13 protein-coding genes are annotated in these 15404 nt (G+C 65.8%); 4 read left to right on the top strand and 9 right to left on the bottom strand.

All coding sequences use genetic code 11. The features are described from left to right. Positions 1-38 precede the first annotated feature (38 nt). Positions 39-548, bottom strand: a complete 510-nt coding sequence (locus ACODTA_RS07595; RefSeq protein WP_489065258.1) for a GNAT family N-acetyltransferase — start codon at positions 546-548, stop codon at positions 39-41. 123 nt (positions 549-671) lie between these two features. Here ACODTA_RS07595 and ACODTA_RS07590 point away from each other — a divergent pair, with 123 nt between their 5' ends. Both ACODTA_RS07590 and ACODTA_RS07585 read left to right on the top strand, forming a co-directional pair. Next, positions 672-1796, top strand: coding sequence for a zinc-binding dehydrogenase (locus ACODTA_RS07590; protein ID WP_489065257.1), 1125 nt, complete (start codon positions 672-674; stop codon positions 1794-1796). Between the two features lie 105 nt (positions 1797-1901). After that, on the top strand, positions 1902-2678 hold the full coding sequence (locus ACODTA_RS07585) for a GntR family transcriptional regulator (RefSeq protein WP_489065256.1): 777 nt from the start codon (positions 1902-1904) through the stop codon (positions 2676-2678). Positions 2679-2732: 54 nt separating this feature from the next. On the opposite strand, the gene ACODTA_RS07580 is transcribed toward ACODTA_RS07585, so the two are convergent. The 8 genes from ACODTA_RS07580 to ACODTA_RS07545 all read right to left on the bottom strand — a co-directional run bounded on the left by ACODTA_RS07580 (position 2733) and on the right by ACODTA_RS07545 (position 13303). Further along, complete coding sequence (locus ACODTA_RS07580; protein ID WP_489065255.1) at positions 2733-4703, bottom strand: cellulase family glycosylhydrolase; 1971 nt, start codon at positions 4701-4703, stop codon at positions 2733-2735. Then, positions 4700-5569 carry a phytanoyl-CoA dioxygenase family protein gene (locus ACODTA_RS07575; RefSeq protein WP_489065254.1) on the bottom strand — a complete coding sequence of 290 codons (870 nt, stop codon included), beginning with the start codon at positions 5567-5569 and terminating at the stop codon, positions 4700-4702. Before ACODTA_RS07575 ends, ACODTA_RS07580 begins: the two co-directional genes overlap by 4 nt. After that, the gene (locus tag ACODTA_RS07570; protein ID WP_489065253.1) at positions 5566-6384 is read right to left on the bottom strand and encodes a phytanoyl-CoA dioxygenase family protein; all 819 of its coding nucleotides are present in this window, start codon (positions 6382-6384) and stop codon (positions 5566-5568) included. Before ACODTA_RS07570 ends, ACODTA_RS07575 begins: the two co-directional genes overlap by 4 nt. Further along, positions 6381-7184: a phytanoyl-CoA dioxygenase family protein gene (locus tag ACODTA_RS07565; RefSeq protein ID WP_489065252.1), complete on the bottom strand. Its 804-nt coding sequence runs from the start codon at positions 7182-7184 to the stop codon at positions 6381-6383. The genes ACODTA_RS07570 and ACODTA_RS07565 overlap by 4 nt, the downstream gene beginning before the upstream one ends. A gap of 77 nt (positions 7185-7261) precedes the next feature. Beyond that, on the bottom strand, positions 7262-8632 hold the full coding sequence (locus tag ACODTA_RS07560) for an MFS transporter (protein ID WP_489065251.1): 1371 nt from the start codon (positions 8630-8632) through the stop codon (positions 7262-7264). Further along, entirely contained in the window at positions 8629-10173 is a 1545-nt protein-coding gene (locus tag ACODTA_RS07555) for a carboxylesterase/lipase family protein (protein ID WP_489065250.1), read from the bottom strand. Before ACODTA_RS07555 ends, ACODTA_RS07560 begins: the two co-directional genes overlap by 4 nt. Beyond that, complete coding sequence (locus ACODTA_RS07550; protein WP_489065249.1) at positions 10173-11039, bottom strand: hypothetical protein; 867 nt, start codon at positions 11037-11039, stop codon at positions 10173-10175. The genes ACODTA_RS07555 and ACODTA_RS07550 overlap by 1 nt, the downstream gene beginning before the upstream one ends. 14 nt (positions 11040-11053) lie before the next feature. Next, positions 11054-13303, bottom strand: a complete 2250-nt coding sequence (locus tag ACODTA_RS07545; protein WP_489065248.1) for a TonB-dependent receptor — start codon at positions 13301-13303, stop codon at positions 11054-11056. A gap of 151 nt (positions 13304-13454) precedes the next feature. Between ACODTA_RS07545 and ACODTA_RS07540 the strand changes: the two genes are divergently transcribed. Both ACODTA_RS07540 and ACODTA_RS07535 read left to right on the top strand, forming a co-directional pair. Continuing rightward, a complete protein-coding gene (locus ACODTA_RS07540; protein WP_489065247.1) occupies positions 13455-14162 on the top strand; it encodes a phytanoyl-CoA dioxygenase family protein in 708 nt (235 codons plus the stop codon). Further along, complete coding sequence (locus ACODTA_RS07535) at positions 14159-15367, top strand: glycoside hydrolase family 1 protein (protein WP_489065245.1); 1209 nt, start codon at positions 14159-14161, stop codon at positions 15365-15367. The genes ACODTA_RS07540 and ACODTA_RS07535 overlap by 4 nt, the downstream gene beginning before the upstream one ends. The last annotated feature ends 37 nt before the right edge of the window (positions 15368-15404 follow it).

Below are 15404 nucleotides of genomic sequence, written 5' to 3'. Positions count from 1 at the left end.
AATGCGCGGCGAAAGCAAGCCTTGTTCCGGCGCTGCCATCAATCCGTCAGCATCCGCCGCATGAACACCGTGCCGGCGACGGGTGTCGCATAATAGGGATCGGCGACCGCGAAACCGATCGCCCGGTAAAGACCCTGCGCCGCGGCCATAGTGGGAAGTGTGTCGAGCCACATCTCGCGATAACCAAGGCCCCGTGCCGCGCCGATCAGCGCGTCGACCAGCCTGCGCCCCAGGCCAAGGCCGCGCCCGGCGGGGGCGACGAACAGGCGCTTCATCTCGCAGCGCGCCGGATCCTGCATCGGCCGCAGCGCGACGCAGCCCAGCGGCGCGCCTTCGCTGTTCCGCGCGATCAGCAATGCGCCCTGCGGCGGCGCATATCTGCCGGGCAGTCTGGCAAGCTCGTCGGCGAAATCCTGATAGGCGAGATCGACGTCGAGCGAGGCGGCATAGGCACGGAACAGCGTCGCGACATCGGCCAGATCCTCGCGCGTGCGGACGGGATCGATGCTGATCTGCGCAAACATCGCCGGATCATGCCAGGCGGCCATATGTCCGCCAATATCCGCTCCGCTTCCAATGGCTACACGATCCGCCCGGCGCGCGACGCTTGCGCTCGCCCGTCAGTGACGTATGAGGAAAGTAGCAATTCGAGACTGATCATGGAGACGGATATGACGGACGCATTCGAGGGCCTGGAAATCCGGTCGCTGGTGACCGAGGAGGGGGATCTGCGCCTGAGCCTGGAAAGCGTGACGCTTTCCGAACCCCAGGCCGACGAAGTGATCGTCCAGGTGCAGGCGGCGCCGATCAATCCATCCGATCTCGGCCTGCTGCTGGGCCCCGCCGACATGGCGACGATGCGCGCGGGCGGCACTGCAGAGCGGCCGGTGCTGACCTTGACGATTCCTGAGCGCCGGCTGGGCGCGGTGCGCACGCGCATGGGCGAATCGATGCCCGTCGGCAATGAAGGCGCGGGCGTCGTCGTGCGCGCCGGCGCGGATGTTTCCGACATGCTGGGCAAGACCGTCGGCATGCTCGGTGGGGCGATGTATACCCAGTATCGCAAGCTGCGCGGGCGCGATTGCGTGGTGCTTCCCGAAGGCGCGAGCGCGGCGGACGGCGCTTCGCTGTTCGTCAATCCGCTGACGGCGTTGGGCTTTACCGAGACGATGAAGGCGGAAGGTCACACGGCGCTCGTCCATACCGCCGCCGCCTCCAATCTCGGCCAGATGCTAAACCGCATCTGCCTGGCCGACGGCATTCCGCTGGTGAACATCGTCCGCCGCGAGGAACAGGCCGCGATCCTGCGCGATATCGGCGCCGAATGGATCGTCGACAGCAGTGCGCCCGATTTCGAGGCGAAGCTAGTCGAGGCGATCGCGGCGACCGGCGCGACGCTGGGTTTCGACGCGATCGGCGGCGGCAAGCTCGCGGGCCAGATCCTGCATGCGATGGAAGTGGTGGCGAGCCGGGGCGCGGCGTTCAGCCGCTACGGATCGAACAGCCTGAAACAGGTGTATATCTACGGCATGCTCGATACCGGCCCGACGATCATCGACCGGACCTTCGGCCTGTCCTGGGGCGTGGGCGGCTGGTTGCTGACGCCGTTCATGGCGAAGGCCGGGCCCGAGGTGGTCGGGCGGATGCGCCAGCGCGTGCTCGACGAGCTCAAGACCACCTTCGCCAGCCATTATACCAGCACCATCGGCCTGGCCGAGGCACTGAACCCCGAAACTGTCCAAGCCTATCAGAACAAGGCGACGGGCGAGAAATATCTGATCGACCCCAGCCTGTAGCGCTGGTTTTCCGCGATGTCCGGTGTGGGCGCTTGCCTTTCGGAGCCGCATCGGATGTCATAGGGTGATGGTGGAGGCCGGGGAAACCGAGGCGAACGGGGCAGAGTGACGAGCAGCACGCCATCCATATCGACGTTCCGCGACACCGGTGTTGCGGCGCCCGCCGATCCGTCGCTCAGCACCGCGAAAATGGCCGCCTATTGGCTGCGGCGCGATATCGTCCGTGGCGTGTTCGAGCCATTGGAACGGCTGAAGGTCGAGCATCTCGTCAAATTCTACGGCGTCGGCCATAGCCCGGTGCGCGAGGCGATCATCCTGATGTCCGAAAGCGGCCTGGTGGTGCACGAGCATCTGAAGGGCTATCGCGTCGCGCCCGTCTCGCTCGCAGATTACGACGATGTGCTCGCCACCTATCAGCGGCTCTACAAGCTGGCCATCGGCGTCGCGATGGATGTGGGTGACGAGGCATGGGAGGAGCGGGTGGTCGTCCAGCTTCACCGCTCGTCCAAGGCGCAGGTCGTCCTGCCCGGCGGAGACCATGAGGCGCGAGAGAAATGGCAGCGTGCCTATTGGGAGTTTCACGGCCAGCTCCTGTCAGGCTGTGATTCCCCGCTGATGCTGAAGCTGCTCGGCGATATCGGCTTCCGGCTGGAGCGTTACGTCAATCTCTTCGGCGATCTTGCCAGCGATCGCGACCGCGACCATCATGCCGAGCATCGCGAAATTGTCGATGCGCTGGTCTCGCGCGACAAGGATCGCACACTCGCGCTGATCGATCGTTATTTCGCGACCGGCCAGCCGATCCGCAATTCGATCATCGAGACGCTGCGCAACCAGGAAACGGTGCGCCGCCCGCGCCGTCGTGCGGTCGTGGCCGCTTAGACGGGCTAAACCGTCATTCCGGCTTTCACCGGAACGACGGGGTGGGGCGGCACTTCAGACCGGCTCGATTGCCAGCCAGGCCGGGCCCGATGCCAGCGCCCGAACCGAAACGCATTGCCGTTCCGGAGACATCGCCAGTTCACCCGGCAGGCCTTCGAAGCGGACAGTGAAACCGGCGGGATAATGCACGCGCGGCACATGGACCTCGGTCGCGCCGCCGATCGCGGCGTCGGCGGTGAAATCGACGCGGAACGACCGGCTCTCGCGATTGAAGCGCATCGTGCCCAGCCGTCCCTGGATCCGCCGCGCATAAGGCCGGCTGAAACCCGCCACCGCGCGGCCGCCTGAAGAAAGATCGGCGGGATCGTCCCGCTGGTCGCGCGAGAAGATTGAGAGATCCTCCTGGTTCCAGCCGTCGCCGATCGTCAGGTCGTTGCGGTTCGACGCGGTGTAGTTCCACTGGGTGGAGTGCAGGCCCAGCGCGTCCATCGCGTCGTACATCAGCGACAGCGCGGCTTCGTGCTGCTCCCATAACCCGTCGCGTTCGCCGAGCGCCCAACGGTCATAGGCCTCCCCTTCGGACAGGTCGTAGGGGATACCGAATTCGCCGATCAGCGTCGGTGCGCCGCCGGGGAAGTTTTCCGCCTCGCTCGCCAGGCCGGCAAGCTGGTCCCGATAGCGTGCACCGATGATGTCGAGCCCGCATTCGGCCTTGCCCGTCATCACGTCGCGATGGTTCTCGGGATCAAAGCGCTTCAGGTACAGCGTGCCGACATCGTACCAATGGCTGGCATTGACCGTCCGTTCGGGCAGGTCGGCGGGAAAGTTGCGTCCCGCGACATGCGCGAAGGGATCCATCTCCGCGAAGATCGACCAGTCTGGCCGGTGGCGGCGGATCGTGGCCGCGACCTTGTGGAAGAAGGGCGCGAAGCCGTGCTCGGGCATCGAGAGACGCTGCTGCCCATGCAGGCGGAAATGATCCTCGTCGATCGGCACCGCGCTGTCGCCGTCTATGCGATAGGCGCCCGCGCGCTCGAAGGGGCAGGGGGCGTCGTCGCGCCAGATCCGGACGCGCTTCTCGTTGAAGCTGCGCGTGCCTGTCGGCACCGCCGCGCCGCCGGCATCGCGCGTCAGCACCGGCACCGTCACCGACAGGCCCTGCGCCATCGCCAGCGCATCGAGAGGCGCCAGCGCGGGGCCGACGCGCGGGCGATCGGGCCGCGCCTCGCTGGGGGCCAGATGGCGATAGCTCAGCGCCTCGCCCATCCAGCCCAGGCCCGGCTCGTTGAGCGTGTCGAAGCCGATCACGTTGGACAGGCCGACCAGGTGGCGCGCGACCTGGTCCATCGCCCCGAGATAGCGGTTCTGTAGGAAATCCTGGACGTTCTCGCCCGCGATCGTGAAATCGGGGGTGAACAGCCGGCCGCCCCAGAACAGGGTCCACATGATGCCGTTGGCGGGCAGGCGGTAGTTCGATTCCCAGCTCATCTGGGGATAGGCGGCCTGCAATTTCTCGGTGCTGGCATAATCGTAGCGCGCCTGCATGACGTGCGCGGCCTCGGCCGCGTCGAAGCGCGTGAAATCCAGCCCCACCGCCTCGAACGCCCAGCCTGGCGCGCCGTCGCCGCCCGACATGCGGCTCCACACATCCTGGTGGAAATCGACGAACAGATACAGGCCATGCGTGCCCGCGACCCGCGCGACCTCTGCGAAATAGTCGAGATAGTCGCTGTCGTAGAGGCCGGGGCCGGCATGTTCCACCGCTTCCCAGGTGGTGAGCAGGCGCAGTGTGTTGAAGCCCCAGCCCGCGATCCGGCCGAGATGTTCGTCGGCCTCCTCGATCGGGAACGGCCGGCCGACGAACGACACCGTGCGATGATCGGAAAAATCGGTTGGGAACTGCGTGCCGCCGTCGGGCCAGGGCACCTTGCAGTCGCCGCCCAGATTGACGCCGCGCAACATCATCTGGCCGCCGGCCGCGTCGAGGAAGAATGCGCCTTGCTGGCGGATGTGCTGGATGCTCATGCGCGCTTCGGAATGATGCCCAGCCGCTCGGCCCGTTCGCGCCATTCGAGCCCTGCTTCCGGCCAGGGTTCGGGCTCGGGCAGCCTGCCGTCGGGCAGTGGCCAGGTGATCGGCGTGGCGCCGCCGTCGATCACCGCGCCCTGCGCGATGCCGTCGCGATCGACCGAAGGGTGCGCGCGTTCGCCGCCGCGATGCGATCCGTCGGCGAAATAGATTGCGGTATAGACGCGGCGGGTGCGGTCCGACCGGTTGGCCTTCGCCATGTGCACCGTATAGCCGTGATGGAAGATCACGTCGCCCGGCGCGCAGGGAATGAAGACGGGCGGCGTATCCGCGAACTTGGCCTCCAGCCGCTTGCCGTCGCCCGGCGTGCCGAAGATGTCGATGAACTCGGCCTCGCCGCGGTGCGAACCGGGCACATAGCCCATGCAGCCGGTATGGTCGTCCGCGCCTTCGAAGGGGATCCAGACCGTCGCGGTGTCGCTCTCGGCGATCGGCCAATAGGGCTGGTCCTGATGCGCCTCGGTCTCGCGCCCGCCGGCTTCCTTGTAGAGCGCCTGATCGTGCCACAGCCGCACCCGCTTCGCACCGAGCAGGGCTGCGGTCAGCGCTCCGATCTTCGGGTGGAACGTGAGCGGGCGGATATCGGGAAAATCCTCCCACACATATTGGCATTGCAGGAAGGATTGCTCGTACGGACTTTTCTCGTCGAGCGCGCGGGTGTCGCCCGCCTTGCGTGCGGCGACGGCGGCGTCGACCGCCGCGCCGTAGCGCGCAAGCTCGTCGGGGGAGAGCACGCCTGGCACATGGACGAAGCCGTCGCGCCGGAAGGCGGCGGCGTTGCGTTCCAGATCGGCCGCGTTCATATCCGCGCCCCATCCTTCAGGATCGGGAATTGCCGGCTCGGCTCGGTCTGCGCGATGCGGCTGCCGTCGGGCATCACCGCTTCGGCGCCATCGGGCGCATATTGCAGGATATAGGCCTTGCGCACGGTGCCGGCGCGCAGGTTCGGGCCGGTGCGGTGTGGTGCGAGCGAGGAAAAGACGATCACGTCGCCGCGTTTCGCGGGGGCGGGCACCGCATCGGGCGCGTCCTCCAGGCATTTGAGCCCGATCGGCGTCACCCAATGTTCGAGCGTGCCGAGCCGGTGCATGCCCGGCGCGATCCAGGGGCAGCCATTCTCCACATCGACATCGATCAGCGGGATCCAGAAGGTCAGATATTGCTGGGGTTCGACAAAGGTATAGCCATTGTCCTGGTGCCACGGGAATTCCTGCGGCTTGCCCGATTTCTTGTAGACCGACTGGTCCCAATAGAGTCGGACATCGCCGCCGATCAGATCGTGGCAGACATCGGCGATCGCCGGATGCGCCGCGAAATCGCGCAGGACGCCGGACTTGGCGACGATATGGCCGGTGAAGGTGATCGCATCGGCGGACGAGATGGCGTTGCGTCCCTCATTGGCGCGCAATTGCTGCTCGTGCGCCTGCTCCAGCGGATCGATCGCGGTTTCCACCGCGTCGAGTTCGGCGGGACTGAACACGTCGCGCAGCACGAAGAAGCCCTGTGCGTCGAACTGCGCCTTTTCGGCCGGGGTCAGGCGGCGCAGCCCGTCGTCCGACGCCTCCTGCCAAGAGAAATCATGGTTGCGGGGATGGATGCGATGCGCGGGGAAGGTCATGCGGCCTCGGCGGGTTTGCGGCGGACGGGGATCCAGCGGTTGACGGGGTTCAGGCTGGCGGCGGCCTCGGCGCTCACCGGGCGGGTGCCGGCGCGGCCATAATGATAGACCATCGCCGCGCGGCGCTCGTCGGCGACATTGTCGGTCGACATGTGCATCAGATAGCTGTGGAAGAAGAGCACGTCGCCAGGCTCCATCAGCGCGGGCTGGCGTGCGCTGTCGTCCTGGTCGACGATCTCGGTATAGGCGCGGTTCGCGGCGGGCCGGCGATCGGGCACATGCGCATGGATCGGCCCGGTGTGCGATCCCGGCAGCACCCACAGGCAGCCATTGTCCAGCGTGGCGCGGCTGAGCGCCAGCCACACGCCCACCTGGGGCTGGCGGTCGAAGCGGAAATAATAGCTGTCCTGGTGCCAGGGCTGGCCGATCACGCCGGGATTCTTGAAGATGAACTGGCTCTGGAAACAATCGATATCGGGGCCGAGCAGCGCTTCGACGACGTCGACGATCGCGTCGCTTTCTGCGACCGTGCGCGACAGCCCCTCGGCATGGCAGTTGAATACCTTGGCGATCCGGTCCTCGGGATTGACCGCGCTCGAGCTCGGCTCCTTTTCCGGGAAGATCGCGTAGTTGGGGCCGGCCGCATAGATGGTCTCGTCCGGATGATCCTCGGGCGGGTTGGCGCGGATCCGCGCGATCACCTCGTCCTCGACCGCTTTGACATCGGCCTGCGGGATCAGCCCGCGCAGCACGAAGAATCCCCGATCATTCCAGGCCGCAAGGCGTGCACCGGCATCCATAGCCCTCTCCTTTACGCCTTTCTATAATATGGAATCAGATTCGAAAAGCCAATTTTCGATCAATTTTCTATCAAATGCTAATCATCGACTGAATTTTGCGATGCGGACCGGCGGCGTGCGGCGAGTTTCTCGACGATCGCCTCATGATCGCCGCGGCGGATGGGGTAGAAAAACATGGCGAGTCCGGCCACGATCATGCCGGCGCCGGGCAGCCAGATCATGATCGCCTTGATGCCTGCCAGCGTTTCGGGCGTCTGCGGGGCGTTGGCGACATAGCCGACCGAATCGAGCAGCCAGCCGAACACGCCCGCGCCGACGCCCAGCGCCACTTTCAGGAAGAACTGGAACAGGCCGAAGATGAAGGATTCGGTGCGCTCGCCCGTCATCCATTCGCCATATTCGACGGTGTCGGGCAGCATCGACCAGAAGGTGAGCGCCAGCCCCAGCGATCCCATGCTGCTGGCGATCAGCCAGATCGTCATCGGCCAGGGTGAATCGAATTCGTGCGTGGCGAAGATCGCGAGCATGACGAGGTTGAGGACGGTCCCGGCGAACCAGGCGTTGCGCTTGCCGATGAACTTAGTGATCCACACCCAGGCCGGGATCGCCACCAGCCCGACCGCGGACATGCCGAGCAGCGCGGGCCGCGAGGCGGCTTCGTCGTCGAGATAATATTTGAAATAATAGAGCACCGACTTGCCGAGCGCGACCGAGCAGACAAAGGCGGAGACGGTGGCGAGGATCAGGATCCAGAAGGCGCGGTTCCTCCTGAGCGCACGCCAATAGCCGCCAAGGTCGAGCTTGACGTCCGCCACCGCGCTTTCGGGCGGCTCGCTGGTGATGCGATAGACCAGCGGATAAATCGCGGTCGCGACCACCGCGAACACCGCCGCCGCCCAGGTGAAGCCCTGGGTCGATCCGCTGCCGCCGAACCAGCTGACCAGCGGATAGGTGAAATAGACGATGGTGAGCGCCGCGAGCACGCCGAAGACCATGCGATAGCCCGCGATGGTCGAGCGTTCGTCCGAACTGTCGGTGAGCCGCGCGTTCAGCGAGGTATAGGGGATGGTGACCACCGTATAGGCGGTGCGGAAGATGATGTGGGTGGCGAGCATCCACAGCGCCAGCCCGGCGCCCTCGAAGGGTGGACGCCAGTAGAGCAGGATGAACGACAGGCCCAGCGGCACGCAGCCGAACAGGATATAGGGGCGATAGCGGCCATAGCGGCTGCGCGTGCGATCCGCGATGCTGCCCATGACCGGATCCTGCAGCGCGTCGACGATCGAGGCGATCATGTAGATGAGCCCGGCGGTCGCCGCCGGAATGCCCACCGCGTCGGTGTAGAAGAACAGCAGGAAGATCGAGACGCTCTGCCAATAGAGATTGCTGGCATAGTCGCCGAGCGTGAAGCCGATCTTCTTCGCGGTGCTCAGCCGGTGCCCGGTCATGGTGTCGCCTCTCTCGCGCGGCGCGCGGTCATGGTGCGTTCGACGGCGTCGAGCCGTGCGGCATTGCCGTCATGGATGGCGGACGCGGCTCCGTCGCGGAACAGCAGCAGGGGATCGCCGGTGCCCGCGCGCGGCCAGGCGGGCAGGCCGGGGGCGCCCGGCACGCCGGTCTTCGCGAAACTGGTCCAGTAGTCGCCGATCAGCCGCGCGGTCTTGCGGTCGGCGGGCGCGGCATCGTCGGGCAGCGTGCCGAAAAGATAGGCGAGTTCGGAGGCATGGTTGGCGCCCTGGCGCGTCGCGTGCTCGGCCGCCGTCACATGATCGAACAGATAGCGCCATGTGGGCGCCCCATGTGCGTGCATGATCCGCGCGAAGCCGCGCGCGGCTTCCCCGAAGAAATAATCGTCGATCAGCGCGGGCTCGGGCGGATCGCCATAGGCGCGCAGCAGCCCCGCCAGGTTCGCCGGATCGACCTGGCCCCGGATCAGCCCCATCAGTGCGGGCGCGAACGCCTCCTGGCTCAGTTCGGCGCCGGTCGATCCGATGATGAAGGGAATGCGCGGCACCTTGCCAGCCGCGAAGCGCGAGACCGGATCGTCGACCACGCTTCGCCCGTCGATGATCGGCCCGTTGAAACGGTCGGGCTGGAGATCCCACATGGCGAGCCCGCCCTGAACCCGGTCGGCGGGGATCGCGCGCAGCACGGCGGCGTCGGCCCTTGGGGAGCCGGCCTGCGCGACAAAGGCGGCACCCGCCTTTTCACCCGAGATGCGCGTGGGACGATCGACGCCCAGCCGCGCATAGGGTTCGCGATTGGCGCCGGACTGGACGATCGCCTTGTGGAACAGCCCCTTGGCGAGTGGCGACGCCATCAGGAAATCGACCGCGGCGCCGCCGGCGGACTCGCCGAAGATCGTCACGTTGCCGGGATCGCCGCCCAACGCCGCGATATTGGCCTTTACCCATTTGAGCGCCGCGATCATGTCGAGAAATGCGAAATTGGCGTGCGGTTTGCCGCCCGCTTCGGCGGTGAGCGCAGGATGCGCGAAGAAGCCGAACCGGCCCAGCCGATAGTTGAAGCTGACAAGCACGACACCGCGCCGCGCCAGATCGGCGCCGTCGAGCGTGGGCGACGCGCTCGATCCCGCGACGAAGGCACCGCCATGGATCCACACCATCACCGGCAGCTTGTGCGCGCCGGCGGGGCGCCAGATGTTGAGCGCCAGGCAATCCTCACCCATCGGCTGGGTCGACGGGGTCTTGTCGCCCTCGAACCGGACCTGCGGGCAATCCTTGCCGAACTCCATCGCGCTGCGCACGCCATGCCAGCGCGGGGCGGGGGCGGGCGGGCGCCAGCGCAGCGGGCCGATCGGCTGGGCGGCATAGGGAATGCCCGCGAACGCATCGATCCCGTCCCGCGATCGGCCCTCCAATGCGCCGGCGGGCGGTCTTGCGACGATGGGCGCGCCATCGAGCGTACGGGCATGGGCGGGGGGCGAGGCGGCGGTCAGCATGAACGCGAGGATCGCGAGCCCGCGCATCAGCGGCCGGGCCGGAGCGCCGCCTGGGCGTCGGCGAAGCATTGGCGCGCGACCTCGATCAGAAAGGCGGATTCGGTCCAGCGGTCGCTTTCCTCGCGCCAGCCGCCGCCACCGTCGGGCAGCATCCTGGGATAGCAGGCGTGCGCCGGCAGCAGTTCGGGATGGACCGCGAAATAGTCGCCGGGCCGCGCGTCGCGCAGGAATCCCTCGAAGCTCGCCGTCCACATCCGCCGGTAATAGTCGAGGTGCCGTGCTTCGGCCGGGTCGCTCGCGGTCAATTGGCCGAATGCGTTGGACGAGACGCGCAGATGCATGAAGCGCGTACGCTCGAACACCGGCCGCATCCGTTCGAACTTCATGTCCATGTCGCCATAGGTCAGTTCGTGACCGATATACCAATGGCCGAAATCGCCGTTGAAGCGAAGCTCCGGCAGGCGTTCGACCAGGTCGAGCGTGCGCTTGATGTCCTGCGTCATCGTCGCGCGGTGCGTTTCCAGATAGATGGGGTGGTTCAGCACCTGTGCGATATCGAGCATCGCCTCCGCCAGCCGCAGCATCTCGTCGTCGCTTTCGAAGCCGTCGCCGAGTTGGACCGTCGAGCAATCGCATCCGGCATCGCGCCAATGTCGCGCCTGTTCGCGCATCTGCCCGACGTCGCGGAAGATGCGCATCAGCCCGCTCGGGATCAGCCCGGCATCGATCGCCGCCTGTGGCTCCAGCGTCTGGATCGCCTCATAGCCTGCCGCCTTCAACGCGGCATAGACGGTGGCACGGTCGCCGCGCGGCCCTGCCAACCAGTCGGGCAGTTCGGCGGGCGTCAGGAAGCTGATGCCCGCCAGCAGCCGTGGCGCTTGTGCTTCCGTCACTGGTGTTGCCCGGTTCAGAATGCGACATCGAAGGCGACGCCGATGATCCGGCGGGATTCGTAGACGCGATACTGGTTGAGCGTGCCGTTCGAGCTGTTGAACGCGAAGGTGCGGAAATTCTCGTCGGTCAGGTTCTTGCCGAAGACCGAGACCTTCCAGGCGTCGTTCACGTCGCCCAGGCTGATCGCGCCGCCGAGCAGGCCATAGCCGGGCTCGATCGCGTCGACGGCGTTGGGGAAGCCGATCATCTGTTTCGAGCGGTAGTTGTAATTGATCGTGCCGCCGATCTTCAAGTCACCGCCGATCGGTTGGGCATAGTCCGCGCCGATATTGAACGCCCATTTGGGCGCGAAGGGCAGGGGCTTGCCCGTCAGGTCCTGCACGCCACCGATACAGCCCTGCGCGGCGGATTGCCCGCCCGCGCAGGGCGCCCCCGGGAAATCGCCCCATTCGGCGTTGGTATAGGCGACGCCGCCGGTCAGGTAGAAATCCTTGCCCTTCACCGGCTGCCAGCTCAGTTCCGCCTCGAAACCCCTGGTCTTGGCATCGCCGTTGGTGAGCGGGAAGGTGAGCGCGATCGGATCGCGGCTGGCGGTCTGGTAACCCTTGATATCGGCATAGAAGCCGGTGACGTTGAAGGTGAGCCCGGCATCGGGGACGCTGGTGCGCAGGCCGATCTCGTAGCTGGTCGGACGCTCCGGCCCCACCGGCAACAGCGGCTGGACCGCGATGTTGCTGTCGAAACCGCCGCCCTTGTAACCGCGCGTCACGGCCGCAAAGGCCATGATATCGGGCGTGAATTCATACTCCATGCCCAGCCGCCAGGTCAGCGCATCGTCCTTGCCGCTGACGCGCGCGCTGTCGGTCGCGAGCGTCAGCGTGTCGGTGCGGCTCTTACCCACCGTCTGCTTCTCGGTGAGCCAGCGCGCGCCCAGGGTCAGCGTCAGGCGGTCGGTCGGGTGCAGATTGGCCTGGCCGAACGCCGCCATGTTGCGCGTTGCGACGTCGACATAGACTTCGCGGTTGAAGAAGGGGAGGAAGAACAGCCCGGGGAAAAGCTGGCGCGTGAACGAGTCCACGGTCTGGCGGAAATAATAGAGGCCGGCGACATAGTCGATGAAGCCGCCGGTCGGCGACGCGATGCGCAGCTCCTGCGAGATCTGGTCCTGCTTGTGCTTGCCGAAATTGACGTCGAGAAAATTGTCGGTCGAGGAATCGGAATCGAGGCCGTCGAGCGTCTCGAAGCCGCGCCAGCCGCTGATCGAGGTCAGGGTGTGATCGCCCAGCTCGTAGTCGAGCTGGAACGAGGCGCCATAGCTCTTCACCTTGGCGAAGACGTCGCCGTTGATGGTCTGGAACTGGTTGCCGCGCCCCGGATTCATGCCGAGCCGGGCGATCGCCGGGGCTTCGAACAGGAACGGCGCGGTCGCCGGCGGCCCCGGCGTCGCGAAGCGCTCGACCGTCCAGATGCAGCAATTGGCGTTGCTCTTCCAGTAATCGCCGATCAGGGTCGCGCGCAGCCTGTCCGACGGCTGCCATTCCAGCTTGCCGCGAAAGCCATATTCGTCGCGATTGTTGAAACGGCGGCCATCGGGCAGGTTCCGGATATAGCCTTCACGCACGCTGCGCCGGCCCGAAACCGAGAAACGCAGCGAGTCCGCCAGCGGGCCGGACAGGTAACCATAGGCGTGGATATCGTCATTTGGCCATGCGGCGCTGATCCCGGCGCGGAATTCGAGTGTGTCCGATGGCCGGTGCGTGACGATGTTGATCACGCCCGCGCTCGCATTCTTGCCGAACAATGTGCTCTGCGGCCCGCGCAGCACCTCGATCCGCGCGATATCGGGCAGGTCGACCAGGGTCGCGCCGCTCTGCCCCATCACCACACCGTCGACGACATAAGCGGTGCTGGGTTCGATCGTTTCTGACGAGAAGGTGTTGGTGCCGACCCCGCGGATGAAGAAGCCGAAATTGCGAGGGCCCGACTGGGCGGGGGAGGAGAGGCCGGGTACGATATATTGCAGGTCGGTCGCGGCATTGAGCTGAAGCTTGTCGAGCGTTTCACCGCCGACCACCGCGATCGAGATCGGCACGTCCTGAAGCGCTTCCTCGCGCTTCTGCGCGGTCACGATGATCTCGCCGGTGCGCGCCGCATCCTCGTCGGTCTGCTGCGCCTGGGCTGGCAACGCGAAAACGCCGCCGGCACCCACGACGGAAAGCGAAGCAATCAGCGCCTTGATCGCGCGTCCACGGCACCGTCCCATGATCCCTCCTATGCTCGCCAACTCTATATTGAATGGTCGAATACGCATAAATTCTATCTAATTCTTGATTATGTCAACGGGTTCGATTTAGTCTTTGCGCATTCGGTAAGGGCCTGCCGCATCGAACGGGCCCGCTGGCGAGAGGAAGACGATGGAATCCTGCGCGATCGAGAGGTTCAGAAGGGACGGTTTCCTGGTCATCCCCCGGTTGGCGGATGCCGCGACCGTAGCCGCGATCGGCGCGGTTTATGACGATATGCTGGCGGGCCGGATCGATGTGACCGCCACCGACAATCCGCTGGGCCGAATCACCCGGCAGATCATGCTGCCCTCCGCCTATCATCCGATCTTCCGCGACAATCCGGCGCTCGATGCCGCGCGCGAATTGTCGAAGGGGTTGCTGGGCGTCGACGCGCCGGTGCCGGTGTTCGACATGCTGATCTACAAGGAACCGGGCCAGCAGGCGGTGACGCCCTGGCATCAGGATTTCTCCTATTCGCAAATGCCCTTCGCGCCGGCGGGTGCGGCGATCCCGAGCGATCAGGTCGTGCAGTTCTGGCTCGCGCTCGACGATGTCGACGAGGAGAATGGCTGCATGCATTTCGTGCCCGGCGTGCATGACGCGCCGATGCTCGAGCATCATGTCGCGGCGGGCGAGGCGGATTATACGCAGCGCCTGCTGGCGATCAGCGACGAGGGCGAACTCGATCTGGCCCAGGCGGTCGCCTGTCCGCTGCGCGCGGGCGGTGCGACGGTGCATAATTACGGAACCCCGCACTTCACATCGGGCAACCGCACGGCCGATCGCCGTCGCCGCGCCTATATCTTCAATTTCGCCAATCCGGCGTTCCGCAAATGAGCGGCGCATCGTTTCCGTCCGATTTCCTCTGGGGCACCGCCACCGCCGCGCATCAGGTGGAAGGGGGCAATGTCAATTCGGACTGCTGGGCGCTCGAACATGCCGTGCCTTCGCTCTTCGCCGAGCCGTCGGGCGATGCGGCCGATCACTATCATCGCTTCGCGCAGGATGTCGCGATCGTCGCGTCGCTTGGCCTTGGCGCCTATCGTTTTTCGATCGAATGGGCGCGGATCGAGCCGGAACCGGGTTTTTTCTCGACGGCGGCGCTCGATCATTACCGGCGCTGCATCGATGTTTGCCTGGCGCAGGGCATCGCGCCCGTCGTCACCTTCCACCATTTCACCCAGCCGCGCTGGCTGGCGCGGATGGGCGGTTTCGCCGCGCCCGATTTCCCGGAGCGCTTCGGCGATTATTGCCATCGCGCCGCCACCGTGCTCGATGGCATGGCGCTGGCCTGCACGATCAACGAACTCAACCTGCCGATCATGGCCGGCCGTTATTTCCAGAACCTCGCGACCGCGGATCAGCGCGTCGCGGCGGAACGGGCGCTGGGGGCACCGCTCTCCGCCTTTTTCCTGTTCGCCGATGAAGCGACGATCCTCGACAATGGCCGCAGGGCGCACGCGGCGGGGCGCGACGCGATCAAGGCGGTGCGGCCCGACGTGCCCGTCGGCATGACGCTGGCGATTTCGGAGGAGAGCGCCGAGCCGGGCGGCGAAGCCTATCGCGACGCACGCCAGGCCTATTTCTACGCGCCGTTCCTCGATGCGGCGGCAGAAGATGATTTCATCGGTATCCAGACCTATTCGCGTACCATGTCGCGTGCCGATGGCGGCACCGGGCCGGCGGCGGGCGCGCCGCTCACGTCGATGGGATGGGAGGATAGACCCGAAGCGCTGGGTGCAGTGTGCCGCTGGGTTTCCAGTCGTTGGCCGGTTCCGATGATCGTCACCGAGAACGGCTATCCGGGTGAGGATGATTACCGGCGCGGCGCCTTTATTATGGCCGCGCTGGGGGGTCTGGGCGATGCGATCGCCGACGGCGCCGATGTACGCGGCTATTTCTACTGGTCGCTGCTCGACAATTTCGAATGGCTGTTCGGCTATCGCCAACGTTTCGGTCTGGTCGATGTCGATCGCACCAGCCAGGTCCGCACGATAAAGCCCTCCGCCGGGATTCTGCGACGTCACGCTCACCCGCGATAGATGCTCGTATCGCTGCCGAGAATTGCCTATGGTGCGG

This window comes from Sphingomonas sp. FG14 (genome assembly GCF_057809675.1).
Note: the sequence above shows the minus strand (reverse complement) of the source record. Positions and strands in the feature narration are given on the sequence as shown.